Consider the following 15,504-nt stretch of genomic DNA (forward strand, 5'->3'; position numbering starts at 1 on the left):
CTGCGGGGCCCGCGGCCCCGTCAGTCCCCGGAGAATCCCTGCCGGCACGTGTCGTCCCCGGTCACGCACGCAACGGAACCGAACGCGCCGGTTCCGATCTTCGCGAAGTTGTCCAGCGACGCGGTCCCTGGCTCGAAGTAGCCGGTGTGGCTCCGGGCCCCCGCCGATGACAGCAACCGTGCTCCGAAGTCCGGCGACACGGGGTCGGCCCCGTGCCCCAGGCCGCCCAGTTCCAGGTGCGGCACATCGGCGATCCAGTCACCGGAGTCCCGCATCGCCCATACCCGGGCCGCCGTGTGAAGCTCGGCGGCGTTCGACACGCGCATCCCGGGGCTGCCGGCCACCACCACGTCGGTCACCCGCGACGGCAGCTCATGGGCGGCGACCCCGCACACCACCGACCCGTAGCTGTGGCAGATCAACGCCACGCTGGACTGCCCGGGCAGGGCGGCGGCCAGCGCCCGGAGCCGTACGGAGCCCTCCACCGCGAGCTTCCCCGTGGCGGCGTCCATGCCGACCCCGGTGGGCGCGGTGTAGCCGGCCCAGGCGATCACGGCGGTCCTGCCGTCCGGCGTGGCCGCCTGCTCGGCCTCGTAGAGGGAGCGGGCCATGCCGGAGGGCGCGGTCAGGCGCCGCTGAGTCCGCTCGAAGGTGAGCAGGTCGGTGTCGACGCCGGGCACGATCACCGACACCCGGCGGGCCTGGTCGAGGTCGCCGAACACCTCCGCGACGAGTCCGTCGCCGGTGGGATCGAACAGGAGGATCTGCCGCCCCGGTTCGGCGAGCGATTCGAGGCGGTGGGCGCGCCTGAGCGCGGTGGCGCGGTCGGCCGGGGTCAGGGCCACGTCCTTGCTGCGGGCCTCCTCCACGCGCCGGGCTTGGTCCAGTGAGTGCAGGTTGGCCCGGTAGCGGGTGGTGGCGGGCACCCCGTCGAGGTTTCCGACGACGAGCGGGTAGCCGTCCGCGAGCCGGGCCCGCTGGGCGCCGTCGAGGCCGGAGAAGAAGCGCGAGACGGCGGCGGCGGGGGCGTCGGCGGAGGGCAGGGCCCGCCCGTCGATACGGGCCAGCGCCCAGGCGGAGAGGGCGGCGGCCCGTGGAGAGATGCCCGCCTCGGGCCGGTGCACCGAGGTCCAACCGGTGATCACCAACATGACGAGGACGACCGCGAGCGCGAGCAGGGTGCGCATTGCGGCGGGGGGCGCTGTGGCGCCGGCGGTGTGGTGGACGGAGCCGGGCAGTTTCACTGGAACCAGCCTAGGAGACCGCCGGAGTACCTGGCACTCCGGGTGACGGGTCTCACCGCCGATCGCGTCACAGGCAGCCGAAACGCTCACGGTCGGCTACGGCTACGGCTACGGCTACGGCCACCCGCCACCCGCCACCCGCCGGGACCGCGTACGCCGACGCTCAGCGCCAGTCCGAGGCCAGCGCCGGGCCGATCTGGTCGAGGTAGGCCTCCGTCATCCGCCGGATCGCCGCCACGCTCGTGTCGTGGCCCTGGCCCCACAACCGCCCCGTCACCCGCATGACGCCGGAGAAGGCGGCCACCACCACCCTCGGTCGCGGGTCCGCGTCCACGTCCAGGCCCTCGCGGTCGGCGACCAGCCGGGCGATGCGCTCCTCCAGCTCGGTGGAGCGCCGCAGGTGTACGGCGAGCAGCGCCGGGGTCGACTCGATGAGCTGGTAGCCGCGCATGTAGAGGTCGACCGGCACCACGTCGGAGATCGCCTCGTCGACGGTGTCCCAGGCGACGAGCACCGCGTTCCGCATGGCCACGAGCGGCCCCTCGGCGGCCGGCCGTGCCCGCAGCGCCGCCACGAAGTGCGATTCGACCAGGTCCTGGACGGCGAAGGCGACCTCTTCCTTGTTGGCGAAGTAGCGGAAGAAGGTGCGCTGGGAGACCTCGACGGCGTCGGTGATCTCGTCGACGGTCGTCTTGTCGTAGCCCTGGGAGAGGAAGAGGAGGAGCGCCGCGCGCAGCAGCGCGTCCCTGGTGCGCCGCTTCTTTCGTTCGCGCAGTCCGGCCGCCGGGACGGCCGGCGCGGGCCGTTGCTCGGTCATCACCGCGGTGTCCCCTTCCGGTGTGCTGCCGTCGGTCTGTTCTGACGCTGAGTGAGCGGTCAGGGTACCTGTGACCCACCTGACAGCGACTGTCTTGTTAAGCCGTCTGTGAAGTGTCAGTCGCTGTCATTAGCCTGTTCGCATGACTAGTCAGATCACCGCCGACGGTCGGGTGAACCTGAGGAAATCCGGCCCGGCGCCGTCTGGTTCAGGACTGCGCGGCCATCCCTGGCTCACCCTCTTCGCCGTCGCGATCGGCGTCATGATGGTGGCCTTGGACGGCACGATCGTCGCGGTCGCCAACCCCGCCATCCAGAAGGACCTGGGCGCCACCCTCGCCGAGGTGCAGTGGATCACCAACGGCTACCTCCTGGCCCTCGCCGTCTCCCTCATCACCGCGGGCAAGCTCGGTGACCGCTTCGGCCACCGGCAGACCTTCCTCGTGGGCGTCGCCGGCTTCGGGCTCTCCTCGGCCGCCATCGGCCTGTCCAGTGGTGTCGAACTCGTCATCGGCTTTCGTGTGGCCCAAGGCCTCTTCGGCGCACTGCTGATGCCCGCCGCGCTCGGTCTGCTGCGCGCCACCTTCCCCGCCGAGAAGCTGAACATGGCCATCGGCATCTGGGGCATGGTCATCGGCGCCTCGACCGCCGCCGGGCCCATCGTCGGCGGTCTGCTCGTGGAGCACGTCAGCTGGCAGTCCGTCTTCTTCATCAACGTGCCCGTCGGGATCGTCGCGCTCGGCTTCGGCCTGTTCATCCTGCTCGACCACCGGGCCGAGAACGCCCCGCGCTCCTTCGACCTGCTGGGCGTCCTGCTGCTGTCCGGCGCGATGTTCTCCCTGATCTGGGCCCTGATCAAGGCCGCCGAGTGGGGCTGGGGCGACACCAAGACCCTGGCTTTCCTCGGAGCCTCGGCGGTCTGCTTCGCGCTCTTCGCCCTCTGGGAGGGCAAGGTCGCCGAGCCGCTCGTCCCGCTCGGGATGTTCCGTTCGCTGCCGCTGTCCGCCGGCACCGTGCTGATGGTGCTGATGGCCTTCGCGTTCATGGGCGGCCTGTTCTTCGTCACCTTCTACCTCCAGAACGTCCACGGCATGAGGCCCGTCGACAGCGGCCTGCACCTGCTGCCGCTCACCGGAATGATGATCGTCGGCTCGCCGCTCGCGGGCGCCGCGATCACCAAGGTCGGCCCGCGGATACCGCTCGTCGCCGGCATGGTGGCCACCGCGGTGGCCTGCTTCGGGATGGCCCGGCTCACCCCGGGCACCGGCACCCTCGTCATGTCGCTCTGGTTCGCCCTGCTAGGCCTCGGTCTCGCGCCCGTCATGGTCGGTGCCACCGAGGTCATCGTCGGCAACGCCCCGCTGGAGCTGTCCGGGGTGGCCGGCGGGCTCCAGCAGGCCGCCATGCAGGTCGGCGGCAGCCTGGGCACCGCGGTGCTCGGCGCCGTCATGGCGGGCACCGTCCGTGACTCGTTCGGGGACAACTGGCGGGCCGCGGGGTTGCCGCCGATCAGCCCCGAGCAGCTCGACCTCGCCGAGAAGGGTGTGCAGGTCGGCCTCGCACCGGTCCCGCCGGGCGTCCCCCCGCAGGTCGCGCAGACGATCACCACCGTCGCGCACGACACCTTCGTCTCGGGCATGAGCACCGCCTTCTCCGTCGCGGGCGTGGTCGCGGTGCTCGCCGCGGTCGTGGCCGGCTTCACCAAGCGGGGCGAGAACGCCGGCGCGGGCGTGGGCGCGGCCCACGTCTGAGCGGGCCGGTCGCCTGCCGCGCGGCGTCAACCCCGTACGTACGACAGCCCCGCCGGACGGTTCCGGCGGGGCTGTCGCCTATCCGGGTGGAGCCGGCCGCAGCCCCTTCCGTACGCACGTCGCCGCAGGTCAGCGTGGGGTCGTCGGAGCTCTGGAAACGGTCCGGGGCCCGTCCGTCCACAAGGAGTTGACCCGTCATGCGTACGAGTTACCCCGCGCGCCCCGGTACTTTCCCCGCGCGCCCCAGCACCTTCCTGGCCGCCGTCGCCCTGGCCGCGGCGGCCCTCGTCCCGGGCACAGCCGGCCCCGCGCACGCCGCCGGACCACCGACGCTCGGCGCCTGCGCCACGGGGCAGCTATGCCTGTGGGCGAAGCCGGAATTCAAGGGCACCCGGCTGACCTATGAGCTCAGCACCCTCGACATCAACAGCTGCACCGCGCTGCCCGCCGGTACCACCGCCCAAGCCCTCACCAACCGGACGGGCCGCCCGGTGACCACCTACCAGTCGGCGGAGTGCCAGGAGACGGGCGAGTTCCAGACCTACCCCGGAGACGGTGTCTGGCTCCCGCAGTCGCCTTACCAGGTCCGCGCGTTCAAGGTCTGGGAGCGCTGACCGGCGCGGCGGACAAGGAGCGGTCGTCCACCGGCTCATCCGCCGACTCGACCGCCGCCGCGTCCGCCGCCCCGGCCGGGGCCCCGGCACGGTCCTCCCGTGCCGGGGCGCCGTCCGGCCCCGGCCCCGGGCCGGCCGCGCCGCCGAGCCGGGCGACCTCGACGCGCAGCGCCAGTACCTCCCGCGTCAGTTCGGCGATCGCGGCGGTCTGCGCCCGCTCCACCTGGTCGTCTCGCTCGAACCGGGAGATGAACCAGGCGGCGATGTTGGCGGTGACCACACCCAGCAGCGCGATCCCCGACAGCATCAGCCCGACCGCCAGCAGCCGCCCCAGCCCGGTCGTGGGGGAGTGGTCCCCGTACCCGACCGTCGTCATGGTGGTCACCGACCACCACAGGGCGTCCCCCAGGCTCTTGATGTTCCCGCCGGGCGCGTCCCGCTCGACGCTCAGCACCGCCAGCGAGCCGAACATCAGCAGCCCCACCACCGCGCCCGCCACGTACGTGGTGAGCCGGACCTGCGGCGCCATCCGGGCCCGCCTGCCCACCAGCAGCAGCGTCGACACCAGCCGCAGCAGCCGCAGCGGCTGGATCATCGGCACCAGCACCGCCGCCAGGTCCAGCCAGTGGCCCCGTACGAACGCCTTCCGCGACGGCGACAGGGTCAGCCGGACCAGGTAGTCGGCGGCGAAGGCGGCCCAGACCACCCACTCGGCGTGCGTGCACGCCCGGTGCACCGCGGGACTCGCGTCCGGCGCCACGATCGGCACGGCATACGCGACGGCGAACGCCACGGCGAGAACGAGCAGCGGGGTCTGGCTCCGCCGCTCCCACCTGGCCTGGCGGGAGGGTTCCTTCATGCCAGCATGGTAAAGAACGGGTAAGGGGCGTTGAGACAACTGTCCCAACGCCCCCTCGGAAGAGTGACTGCTATGCGTCGCCGCCCGCCGCGCCCGGGTCGGCCGCCGAGACGTCCAGCAACTGGTACCGGTCGATCGCCTGCTTCAGCACCGAGCGGTCGATCCGACCCGCCTTGGCGAGCTCGGTCAGCACGGCCAGGACCACCGACTGCGCGTCGATGTGGAAGAATCGGCGGGCCGCGCCACGGGTGTCCGCGAAACCGAACCCGTCGGCGCCGAGCGAGGTGTACGGGCCGGGCACCCAGCGCGAGATCTGGTCCGGCACCGAGCGCATCCAGTCCGAGACCGCCACGAACGGCCCCTCGGAGCCCGAGAGCTTGCGCGTCACGTACGGGACGCGCTGCTCCTCCTCCGGGTGGAGCAGGTTGTGCTCCTCCACCTCCACCGCCTCGCGGCGCAGTTCGTTCCAGGAGGTCGCCGACCAGACGTCCGCCTTCACGTTCCACTCCGCGGCCAGGAGCCGCTGCGCCTCCAGCGCCCACGGCACGGCCACGCCGGAGGCCATGATCTGCGCCCCGACACTGCCCTCGGTGCCCGCCGACACGCGGTGGATGCCCTTGAGGATGCCGTCGACGTCGACGTCGGCGGGCTCGGCCGGGTGCTGGATCGGCTCGTTGTAGACGGTCAGGTAGTAGAAGACGTCCTCCGCGTCGGGGCCGTACATGCGCCGCAGGCCGTCCTTGACGATGTGCGCGATCTCGTACCCGTACGCCGGGTCGTACGCCACGCAGCCCGGGTTGGTCGACGCCAGCAGTTGGGAGTGACCGTCGGCGTGCTGGAGGCCCTCACCCGTGAGGGTGGTCCGCCCGGCCGTCGCGCCGAGGACGAAACCGCGCGCGAGCTGGTCGGCCATCTGCCAGAACTGGTCACCGGTGCGCTGGAAACCGAACATCGAGTAGAAGACGTAGACCGGGATCAGCGGCTCGCCGTGCGTCGCGTACGCCGAACCCGCCGCGATCAGCGAGGCCGTGCAGCCGGCCTCGGAGATGCCGTCGTGCAGCATCTGGCCGGTCGGCGACTCCTTGTACGCGAGCAGCAGCTCACGGTCGACCGCCTCGTACTGCTGCCCCAGCGGGTTGTAGATCTTGGCGCTCGGGAAGAAGGCGTCCATACCGAAGGTGCGGTACTCGTCGGGCGCGATCAGCACGAACCGCTTGCCGATCTCCTTGTCCCGCATCAGGTCCTTCAAGATGCGCACGAAGGCCATCGTCGTCGCGATCGACTGGTGGCCCGAGCCCTTCTTGGCCGTCGCGTACGCCGTGTCGTCGGGCAGCGCGAGCGGCTTCGCGCGCACCACGCGGGTGGGCACGTAGCCGCCGTGGGCGTTGCGCTGGTCGTGCATGTACTGGATCTCGGGGGAGTTGCGGCCCGGGTGGTAGTACGGCGGGGCGCCGCTCTCCAGCTGGGCGTCCGTGATCGGGATGTGGAGGCGGTCGCGGAAGCGCTTGAGGTCGTCGACCGTCAGCTTCTTCATCTGGTGCGTCGCGTTGCGGCCCTCGAAGTTCGGGCCGAGCGTCCATCCCTTGACCGTCTGGGCCAGGATGACCGTCGGCTGGCCCTTGTGGGCCTTGGCCGCCGCGTAGGCCGCGTAGACCTTCTTGTGGTCGTGACCGCCGCGCCCGAGGTGCTGGATCTGCTGGTCGCTCATGTTCTCGACCATCGCGCGCAGTCGCTGGTCACCGCCGAAGAAGTGCTCGCGGATGTAAGCGCCCGACTCGGTGGCGTACGTCTGGAACTGCCCGTCGGGGGTGGAGTTCATCTTGTTGACCAGGATGCCGTCGCGGTCCTGGGCCAACAGCGGGTCCCAGGAGCGGTCCCAGATCAGCTTGATGACGTTCCAGCCGGCGCCGCGGAAGATCGACTCCAGCTCCTGGATGATCTTCCCGTTGCCGCGGACCGGGCCGTCGAGGCGCTGGAGGTTGCAGTTGACGACGAAGGTCAGATTGTCCAGACCCTCGCGCGCCGCGATGGACAACTGGCCGAGCGACTCCGGCTCGTCCATCTCGCCGTCACCGAGGTACGCCCAAACGTGGGACTTGGAGGTGTCCGCGATCCCGCGCGCCTCCATGTACCGGTTCATCCGCGCCTGGTAGATCGCACCGAGCGGGCCGAGGCCCATCGAGACGGTCGGGAACTCCCAGAAGTCGGGCATCAGCCGTGGGTGCGGGTAGCTCGACAGGCCGTACGGCGCCTTCGACTTCTCCTGGCGGAACGCGTCGAGCTGCTGCTCGGAGAGCCGGTCCAGGAGATAGGCGCGGGCGTAGATGCCGGGAGAGGCGTGGCCCTGGAAGAAGATCTGGTCGCCGCCGTCGCCCTCGTCCTTCCCGCGGAAGAAGTGGTTGAAGCCCACGTCGTAGAGGGAGGCGGAGGAGGCGAAGGTCGCGATGTGCCCGCCGACGCCGATCCCCGGGCGCTGCGCGCGGGAGACCATGACGGCCGCGTTCCAGCGGGTCGCGTTGAGGACCTTGCGCTCGATCTCCTCGTTGCCGGGGAAGAAGGGCTCGTCCTTGGTCGCGATCGTGTTGACGTAGTCCGTGCTGCGCATCTCGGGCACGGCCACGCGCTTCTCGCGCGCCCGCTCGATCAGGCGCAGCATGAGATAGCGGGCGCGTTCACGGCCGCGTTCGTCGACGGCCGCGTCCAGGGAGTCGAGCCACTCCCGCGTCTCTTCCGGATCGAAGTCCGGGACCTGGCTCGGCAGGCCGCCAATAATGATCGGATTGCGATCGGATGCGGAAGCCACGCTGTTCCTTCGCTGTCGGGGGGAGTCGTGCCTTGGGTCGCCGCCTCCCATGGTCTAACGCTCGGCCGAAATCTTCACCTATACCACTGGGTAACCCCTGGAAAGTCCGGGCACCGTCGGTGGAGCGGGCGCAAGGTTCGGCAGAACGGGTCCAGCCGGACCGCCACACTACGCCCAAGTCGATCAACGCCTCCGTAAAGCCGTTCGTCCCTCAAACAGGTGGGAAGTCCCGACCGATGCCGAATGAGCGGGAATCGTGTGGGATGAATCACCACAGGCCCGTACGGGCAGGCTCAAAGTTGCGGCGAGACGGCCGCAATCGTCACCGTTTCGACGGTCTCGGCGGCCGGGTACTTGCGCGATCCGCCGCGCCCGTGTGGACTACGCCCAATGCTGCGCGTACGCGCGCCGCCGAAAGACATTCACCGAACATGAGCAGGAGGCACCCCGTGAGCGCGACCGCGGACCACGCGGAGAGCCTGGCCGCCCGGCTGGGTTTCCAGTCCGAACAGGTGGTCCAGGAGATCGGCTACGACGACGACGTCGATCAGGAATTCCGTGACGCCGTCGAGAAGCTCGTCAGCGAGCTCGCCGACGAGGACTACGACGATGTCGCCGACGCGGTGCTGTTGTGGTTCCGCGACGAGGACGGCGATCTGACGGACGCCCTGGTCGATGCGACCGAGCTGGTCGAGGACGGCGCACTGATCCTGCTGCTGACCCCCAAGACGGGCCGTGACGGCTACGTCGAGGCCAGTGACATCAGCGAGGCCGCCGAGACGGCCGGCCTCTCTCTTGCCAAGGGCCTGCCCGTCGGCAAGGAGTGGACCTCCACCAAGCTGGTGACGCCGAAGGCCGCCAAGGCCAAGCGCTGAGCCGCGCCCCACAGCCGAGCGGACACACCCCGCCGACCGGAATCACCCCGGTCGGCGGGGTGCGCGCTTTCCGGCGGCGCACGCGCGTTCCCCTCCCGGAGGCAATACCCCATAGGCTGGCCGCACCCGAACAGCGCAACGCGGACATGCAGAACGAAGGGATGCGAGAGATGGCGATCGAGGTCGGCGACAAGGCCCCGGACTTCGAGCTCAAGGACAACCACGGCGCCACCGTGCGGCTGTCCGACTTCCGGGGGGAGAAGGCCGTCGTGCTGCTCTTCTACCCGTTCGCCTTCACCGGCGTCTGCACCGGCGAGCTGTGCGAGCTGCGCGACCAGCTGCCCCGGTTCCAGAACGACGAGGTCCAGCTCCTCGCCGTCTCCAACGACTCGGTGCCGACCCTGAGGGTCTTCGGCGAGCAGGAGAACCTGGACTACCCGCTGCTCTCCGACTTCTGGCCGCACGGCGAGACCTCCCGCGCCTACGGCGTCTTCGACGAGGACAAGGGCTGCGCGGTCCGCGGCACCTTCATCATCGACAAGGACGGCGTCGTGCGCTGGACCGTCGTCAACGGGCTGCCCGACGCGCGTGACCTGAACGAGTACATCGAGGCACTCGAAAGCCTCTGAAACCTCTGAAGCCTCTGACGAGCCTGTGACGCGCACGCCGTCCGATCCACGGGAAATTCGCTGACGGGCGGGAACCCGTCACTAGGATCGAGACGTTGATCGGACAGCAACCGCACGAAGGGGCGCAGCCCCACATCGAACCCAATGGAGGACACGTGGGAGTCAGCCTCAGCAAGGGCGGCAACGTCTCGCTGACCAAGGCCGCGCCCAACCTGACGGCGGTCATCGTCGGTCTGGGCTGGGACGCTCGCACCACCACCGGTGTCGACTTCGACCTCGACGCCAGCGCGATCCTGACCAACGACCAGGGCAAGGTCGCCAACGACTCGAACTTCGTGTTCTTCAACAACCTGAAGAGCCCGGACGGCTCGGTCGAGCACACCGGTGACAACACCACCGGTGAGGGTGAGGGCGACGACGAGGCCATCAAGGTCAACCTGTCCGGCGTCCCGGCCGATGTGCACAAGATCGTCTTCCCGGTCTCGATCTACGAGGCCGAGACCCGTCAGCAGAGCTTCGGCCAGGTGCGCAACGCCTACATCCGCGTGGTGAACCAGGCCGACAACAGCGAACTCGCCCGCTACGACCTCTCCGAGGACGCCTCGACCGAGACCGCCATGGTCTTCGGCGAGCTGTACCGCAACGGCGCGGAGTGGAAGTTCCGCGCGATCGGCCAGGGCTACGCCTCCGGCCTGCGCGGCATCGCCCAGGACTTCGGCGTCAACGTCTGAGCCCTGGTCCCAGCCAGCCGGCTGCGTCCAACAGCCGCTTCCTGTCCGGCGCCGTGCACTGTGTGTACGGCGCCGGACCGGCTTTACCGGCCCCACCGGAACCCCCGGTTCAGCCGGCAGCGCAACCCGCCCCACCGCGGTACCCGCCCCCACCGAGGCATCCTCGGACCGGAGCGCCGGCACCACCGCAGCACTCAGCACCACCAGCACCACCATCACCACGTCGTCCGGGGAGGACCACAACATGGGCGTCACACTCGCCAAGGGGGGCAACGTCTCCCTGTCCAAGGCCGCACCGAACCTCACCCGGGTCCTGGTCGGTCTCGGATGGGACGCGCGCTCCACCACGGGCGCCGACTTCGACCTCGACGCCAGCGCGCTGCTGTGCCGCGACGGCCGGGTGCTCGGCGATTCGTACTTCGTCTTCTACAACAACCTCAAGAGCCCCGAGGGCTCCGTCGAACACACGGGGGACAACCTCACCGGCGAGGGCGAGGGCGACGACGAGTCGATCATCATCGACCTCACCAAGGTCCCGGTGGAGGTCGACAAGATCGTCTTCCCCGTCTCGATCCATGAGGCGGAGGCCCGACGGCAGAGCTTCGGCCAGGTCAGCAACGCGTTCATTCGTGTCGTGAACCAGGCCGACGGACAGGAGCTCGCGCGCTACGACCTCACCGAGGACGCCTCCAGCGAAACCGCGATGATCTTCGGCGAGGTCTACCGGTACGGCGGCGAATGGAAGTTCAGGGCGGTGGGGCAGGGGTACGCGTCGGGGCTGCGGGGCATCGCTCTAGACTTCGGGGTCAACGTTTCGTAAAGCCGTACAAGACGATGGGGTGCCAGTGGTTCTCAAAACCTTCGGCTGGTCGTTCGCAATCACTGCGCTCGGTCTGGCCGCAGCGGTGTTCTACGGGGGGTGGACCGCTTTTGGGATCGTGGCGATCCTGTCGATCCTCGAAATCTCGCTGTCCTTCGACAACGCGGTGGTCAACGCCGGAATCCTGAAGAAGATGAATGCCTTCTGGCAGAAGATCTTCCTCACGGTCGGTGTTCTGATCGCGGTCTTCGGCATGCGGCTGGTGTTCCCCGTCGTCATCGTCGCGATCACCGCCTCGCTGGGGCCGATCGAAGCCGTCAATCTGGCATTGACCGACAAGGACCGATACCAGCAGCTGGTCACGGACGCCCACCCGGCGATCGCGGCCTTCGGCGGCATGTTCCTGTTGATGATCTTCCTCGACTTCATCTTCGAGGACCGGGACATCAAGTGGCTCGCCTGGCTGGAGCGGCCGCTGGCCAAGCTCGGCAAGATCGACATGCTGTCGGCGTGCATCGCCCTGATCGCCCTGGTCATCACCTCGGCCACCTTCGCGACCCAGGCCCACCAGCACGGCGGCGCGCACGTCGACAAGGCCCAGACCGTCCTGGTGGCCGGCATCGCCGGCCTGATCACCTACATGATCGTCGGTGGGCTCTCCGGCTACTTCGAGAACAAGCTCGAAGAGGACGAGGAGGCCGAGCACGAGGCCGAGGAAGAAGCGAGGAAGAGCGGCAACCCCGTCTCCGCCGTCGTCATGGCCGGCAAGGCCGCGTTCTTCATGTTCCTGTACCTCGAAGTCCTCGACGCCTCGTTCTCCTTCGACGGGGTCATCGGCGCCTTCGCCATCACCAACGACATCGTGCTCATGGCCCTCGGCCTCGGCATCGGTGCCATGTACGTCCGGTCGCTGACGGTCTACCTGGTCCGCCAGGGCACCCTCGACGACTACGTGTACCTGGAGCACGGCGCGCACTACGCCATCGGCGCGCTCGCCGTGATCCTGCTCGTCACCATCCAGTACGAGATCAACGAGGTCATCACCGGCCTCGTCGGCGTCGTGCTCATCGCCTGGTCCTTCTGGTCCTCCGTGCGCCGCAACAAGCGCCTGGCGGAAGTGGAAGGAGTTCCCGTCGAGGCATGAGCCCGGCGGTAACGCGGAACGCTCCATGTGCGGGGTGGCCTCGGGGGTTCCCCAAGGCCGCCCCGCTTCCGTACGTGTGTGGGTCTCAGGGGGGTAAGGGGAAATGGGTCTCTTCGGCAGCGTTTTCGACAGCGGCTTCTTCGACGGCATCAGGGGCGCCCGGGCCATGCGCTTCGACTCGGGCAGCGCCTCGTCCAACGCGATCGAGCTGACCAGGCGACACCCGACGGTGTCGCTCACCAAACAGGGGGCGGTCCACGGGAACCTGCGGGTCAACCTCTCCTGGCGGATGCGCAGCTCTGACATCGGCGGCCGCTCCGGCCAGAGCGGCCGGCTGCTGCGCCACCCGTTCAAGCTCTTCAAGCCCGACATGGTGCAGGCGCACACCCAGGGCGTGGTCAACGTCGACCTCGACATCGGCTGCCTGTACGAGCTGACCGACGGCACCCGGGGCGTCGTCCAGCCCCTGGGCAACCTGCACGGCGACATCAACAGCCCGCCGTACGTCAAGCTCAGCGGCGACGACCGGTTCGGCGCCCCCTCCGGCGAGACGATCTTCATCAACCTCGACCACGCCGACGAGATCAAGCGACTCCTGGTCTTCGTCTACATCTACGACCAGACCCCCGCCTTCGACCGAACGCACGCCCTGGTCACCCTGTACCCCAGCACGGGCCCGCGGATCGAGATCCAGTTGGAGGAACGCCACCCCCAGGCCCGGTCCTGCGCCGTGGTGTCCCTGGAGACCGTCAAGGGCGAGCTGACTGTGCGCCGCGAGGTGAAGTTCGTCTACGGGTTCCAGGCCGAGCTCGACCGGCTGTACGGGTGGGGGCTCCAGTGGGGCCGCGGCTACAAGAGCACCAAGGCCTGACCGGCAGCTCGTACGGGCTCCCCGTCAGGCCTCGGGCGGGTTACCCCCGGGGTCAGCGGCGGATGAACTGGGGGCCCTGCGCCGGCAGCCGGAAGGCGGAGTCGCCGCCCGGGCCGGGAACCGGGGAGACGGGCTGCGGATAGCCGTAGGCGGGTTCGACGGCCGGCGGGGCCTGCGTCGGGGGCGCGGGGGCCGGGATCACCGGCGCCGCCGAGGGCGCGGGCGGCATCATGGCGGCCGTCTGCTCGTCGGTCGGTCCGGGCGCGGCGCTCGCCGCCTGGTCGGGGGCGTTCTCGTCGACCGAGATCCCGTGGTCGGTCGCCAGCCCCACCAGGCCGTCCGAGTACCCCTCGCCCAAGGCGCGGAACTTCCAGCCCTCGGCCCGGCGGTAGAGCTCGCCGCAGATCAGCGCGGTCTCGGCGCCCGTCTCCGGGTGCACGTCGAAGTACGCCAGCGGTTCGGAGCCACCGGTGGGGGTGGCGTCGTACAGAAGGATGCGCAGGTCACGGACCTGCTGGAACGGTACGTCCTCGGCGGAGGCCACCACCAGGACGCGGTCCACCACGGCGGGCACGGCCCGCAGATCCGCCTGCACGGCGTCGGTGATCGCGTCCCCGATCTGCTTCTTGCCCAGGCGCCACACCGCCCCCGAGGGGTGGCGGGGCTGGTTGTAGAACACGAAGTCCTCGTCGGAGCGCACGCGCCCGTCCACCGCCACCAGGAGCGCGGACGCGTCGACGTCCGGTACCTCGGGTCCGGTGGTCCAGCGCAGCACCGCCCGGACCGCCACGGCGGCCACCGGGATGTTCGAGCCCTTCTGCATCGCGTGCGTCATGCCGGTCATCCTGCCCTCCCGGCCATGACCTGGACAATGCGGCCCCCCGTAGTCACTTGCCCGTAGTCACTTGCCCGTAGCCACTTGTACGGAACCCAGGACGTGGGCATGGTGCAAGAGGGTTACCTGAACTTCATGTGCTTGAGGAACTCTTGACTCTCATTCGTACGTACTATTACCGGCCACGCCAGTTGGGCCGCCGAGGCAGTACGGGGGAAGCACATGCGTCACTTCGGGCACATTTCGCCCAGCGTCCGCAAGGACCTCTTCCACCAGGAGCCAGCAGAGTTCACCGCCGCCTCCCCCGCCCGTACGCTCGCCGCCGCCCTCGGCGCCACCCTCTACAGCCCGGCGATCCGGCCCCGCCTCGCCGACGACATCCGCAAGCAGGCGGCCCGCGGAGTCGTCTCCATGGTCCTCTGCCTGGAGGATTCCATCGGCGACGGCGAGGTGACGGCCGGCGAGGCCAACCTGATCCGTCAGTTCGCCGCGCTCGACGAGGACGCCGCGGAGCCCCCGCTCCTCTTCATCCGGGTGCGGACGCCCGAGCAGATACCCGACCTCGTACACCGCCTCGGGAGCTCCGGCCGTCACCTGGCCGGATTCGTACTGCCGAAGTTCACGGAGAGTCGCGGAACGGCGTTCCTGGACGCGGTCGCCGAGGCGGAGCGGGAGAGCGCCACCGCCCCCCTGTACGCCATGCCCGTCCTGGAGACCCCCGAACTCCTCCACCTCGAAACCCGGGTCGAGGCCCTCGCCGGGATCTCCCGGACGGTGAACCGCTACCGCGAGCGCGTCCTGGCCCTGCGCCTCGGCGTGACGGACTTCTGTTCCGTATACGGACTGCGCCGCACCCCCGACATGACCGCCTACGACGTCAAGATCGTCGCCGGTGTCATCGCCGACGTCGTGAACGTCCTCAGCCGCGCCGACGGCACCGGCTTCACCGTCACCGGCCCCGTCTGGGAGTACTTCCGCAGCCAGCAGCGCCTCTTCAAGCCGCAACTGCGCCGCAGCCCCTTCCTGGCGGAAGGCGCCGAGGAACTGCGCACCACGCTCATCGAGCACGACCTCGACGGGCTGCTGCGCGAGATCGAACTCGACCGGGCCAACGGACTGCTCGGCAAGACCTGCATCCACCCCGCCCACGTCACACCCGTCCACGCGCTGTCGGTCGTCTCCCACGAGGAGTTCAGCGACGCCCAGGACATCCTGCGCCCCGAGCGCGGCGGCGGCGGTGTCATGCGCTCGGCCTACACGAACAAGATGAACGAGGTGAAGCCCCACCGGGCCTGGGCCGAGCGCACCATGCTGCGCGCCGAGGTCTTCGGCGTGGCGAGGGAGGAGGTCGGCTTCGTCGACCTCCTCACGGCCGGGCTCGGGGTATGAGCGGGGCCTCGGGCATGAGCGGGCCGTCAGGTGTGACCCGGCCGTCAAGCATGAGCCGGGCGTCGGGTGCGAGCCGGGCGTCGCACACTGGGATTCCGGAGCCAGCGGAGCTCTCGGAGCCCG

Annotated in this window: 14 protein-coding genes; 9 read left to right on the forward strand and 5 right to left on the reverse strand. The window is 69.6% G+C overall.

Annotated features, from left to right (window positions below; all coding sequences use genetic code 11):
* Positions 1–20: 20 nt before the first annotated feature.
* On the reverse strand, positions 21–1,187 hold the full coding sequence (locus ACV7NM_RS21980) for an alpha/beta hydrolase (protein ID WP_463414024.1): 1,167 nt from the start codon (positions 1,185–1,187) through the stop codon (positions 21–23).
* Positions 1,188–1,407: 220 nt separating this feature from the next.
* On the reverse strand, positions 1,408–2,061 hold the full coding sequence (locus ACV7NM_RS21985; protein WP_463411873.1) for a TetR/AcrR family transcriptional regulator: 654 nt from the start codon (positions 2,059–2,061) through the stop codon (positions 1,408–1,410).
* A 142-nt stretch (positions 2,062–2,203) separates the two neighbouring features.
* Between ACV7NM_RS21985 and ACV7NM_RS21990 the strand changes: the two genes are divergently transcribed.
* Together ACV7NM_RS21990 and ACV7NM_RS21995 are read left to right on the forward strand one after the other, a co-directional pair.
* A complete protein-coding gene (locus tag ACV7NM_RS21990) occupies positions 2,204–3,811 on the forward strand; it encodes an MFS transporter (protein ID WP_463411874.1) in 1,608 nt (535 codons plus the stop codon).
* Positions 3,812–4,008: 197 nt separating this feature from the next.
* Positions 4,009–4,425 carry a peptidase inhibitor family I36 protein gene (locus ACV7NM_RS21995; protein ID WP_463411875.1) on the forward strand — a complete coding sequence of 139 codons (417 nt, stop codon included), beginning with the start codon at positions 4,009–4,011 and terminating at the stop codon, positions 4,423–4,425.
* Here ACV7NM_RS21995 and ACV7NM_RS22000 read toward each other — a convergent pair.
* Entirely contained in the window at positions 4,406–5,284 is an 879-nt protein-coding gene (locus ACV7NM_RS22000; RefSeq protein WP_463411876.1) for a potassium channel family protein, read from the reverse strand. The genes ACV7NM_RS21995 and ACV7NM_RS22000 overlap by 20 nt on opposite strands.
* A gap of 70 nt (positions 5,285–5,354) precedes the next feature.
* Positions 5,355–8,087 carry a pyruvate dehydrogenase (acetyl-transferring), homodimeric type gene (gene aceE / locus ACV7NM_RS22005; RefSeq protein ID WP_463411877.1) on the reverse strand — a complete coding sequence of 911 codons (2,733 nt, stop codon included), beginning with the start codon at positions 8,085–8,087 and terminating at the stop codon, positions 5,355–5,357.
* 449 nt (positions 8,088–8,536) lie between these two features.
* On the opposite strand from aceE, the gene ACV7NM_RS22010 reads away from it, so the two are divergent.
* The 6 genes from ACV7NM_RS22010 to ACV7NM_RS22035 all read left to right on the forward strand — a co-directional run bounded on the left by ACV7NM_RS22010 (position 8,537) and on the right by ACV7NM_RS22035 (position 13,157).
* Positions 8,537–8,962 (forward strand): DUF3052 domain-containing protein, encoded by a 426-nt coding sequence (locus ACV7NM_RS22010; RefSeq protein WP_030009300.1) that lies wholly within the window; start codon positions 8,537–8,539, stop codon positions 8,960–8,962.
* Between the two features lie 170 nt (positions 8,963–9,132).
* Positions 9,133–9,591 carry a peroxiredoxin gene (locus ACV7NM_RS22015; RefSeq protein WP_463411878.1) on the forward strand — a complete coding sequence of 153 codons (459 nt, stop codon included), beginning with the start codon at positions 9,133–9,135 and terminating at the stop codon, positions 9,589–9,591.
* Between the two features lie 155 nt (positions 9,592–9,746).
* The gene (locus tag ACV7NM_RS22020; RefSeq protein WP_136214179.1) at positions 9,747–10,322 is read left to right on the forward strand and encodes a TerD family protein; all 576 of its coding nucleotides are present in this window, start codon (positions 9,747–9,749) and stop codon (positions 10,320–10,322) included.
* 244 nt (positions 10,323–10,566) lie between these two features.
* Positions 10,567–11,142, forward strand: a complete 576-nt coding sequence (locus ACV7NM_RS22025; protein WP_136214178.1) for a TerD family protein — start codon at positions 10,567–10,569, stop codon at positions 11,140–11,142.
* A gap of 25 nt (positions 11,143–11,167) precedes the next feature.
* The gene (locus ACV7NM_RS22030; protein ID WP_401526675.1) at positions 11,168–12,286 is read left to right on the forward strand and encodes a DUF475 domain-containing protein; all 1,119 of its coding nucleotides are present in this window, start codon (positions 11,168–11,170) and stop codon (positions 12,284–12,286) included.
* 103 nt (positions 12,287–12,389) lie between these two features.
* Entirely contained in the window at positions 12,390–13,157 is a 768-nt protein-coding gene (locus tag ACV7NM_RS22035; protein WP_463411879.1) for a TerD family protein, read from the forward strand.
* Positions 13,158–13,209: 52 nt separating this feature from the next.
* Here ACV7NM_RS22035 and ACV7NM_RS22040 read toward each other — a convergent pair whose 3' ends face one another.
* Complete coding sequence (locus ACV7NM_RS22040) at positions 13,210–13,992, reverse strand: TerD family protein (protein ID WP_463414025.1); 783 nt, start codon at positions 13,990–13,992, stop codon at positions 13,210–13,212.
* 222 nt (positions 13,993–14,214) lie between these two features.
* Here ACV7NM_RS22040 and ACV7NM_RS22045 point away from each other — a divergent pair, with 222 nt between their 5' ends.
* Positions 14,215–15,381, forward strand: a complete 1,167-nt coding sequence (locus ACV7NM_RS22045; RefSeq protein WP_463411880.1) for an HpcH/HpaI aldolase/citrate lyase family protein — start codon at positions 14,215–14,217, stop codon at positions 15,379–15,381.
* Positions 15,382–15,504 lie beyond the last annotated feature (123 nt).

The organism is Streptomyces sp. Tek67B01 (assembly GCF_055231995.1).

Excerpts from the sequence above, each read along its gene's own strand:
- ACV7NM_RS22040 (WP_463414025.1), bottom strand. The coding sequence starts at position 13,992 with ATGACGCACGCGATGCAGAAGGGCTCGAACATCCCGGTGGCCGCCGTG.
- ACV7NM_RS21980 (WP_463414024.1), bottom strand. The coding sequence starts at position 1,187 with ATGCGCACCCTGCTCGCGCTCGCGGTCGTCCTCGTCATGTTGGTGATC.
- ACV7NM_RS22035 (WP_463411879.1), top strand. The coding sequence starts at position 12,390 with ATGGGTCTCTTCGGCAGCGTTTTCGACAGCGGCTTCTTCGACGGCATC.
- ACV7NM_RS22045 (WP_463411880.1), top strand. The coding sequence starts at position 14,215 with ATGCGTCACTTCGGGCACATTTCGCCCAGCGTCCGCAAGGACCTCTTC.
- ACV7NM_RS22025 (WP_136214178.1), top strand. The coding sequence starts at position 10,567 with ATGGGCGTCACACTCGCCAAGGGGGGCAACGTCTCCCTGTCCAAGGCC.
- ACV7NM_RS21995 (WP_463411875.1), top strand. The coding sequence starts at position 4,009 with ATGCGTACGAGTTACCCCGCGCGCCCCGGTACTTTCCCCGCGCGCCCC.
- ACV7NM_RS21985 (WP_463411873.1), bottom strand. The coding sequence starts at position 2,061 with ATGACCGAGCAACGGCCCGCGCCGGCCGTCCCGGCGGCCGGACTGCGC.
- ACV7NM_RS22015 (WP_463411878.1), top strand. The coding sequence starts at position 9,133 with ATGGCGATCGAGGTCGGCGACAAGGCCCCGGACTTCGAGCTCAAGGAC.
- ACV7NM_RS21990 (WP_463411874.1), top strand. The coding sequence starts at position 2,204 with ATGACTAGTCAGATCACCGCCGACGGTCGGGTGAACCTGAGGAAATCC.
- ACV7NM_RS22000 (WP_463411876.1), bottom strand. The coding sequence starts at position 5,284 with ATGAAGGAACCCTCCCGCCAGGCCAGGTGGGAGCGGCGGAGCCAGACC.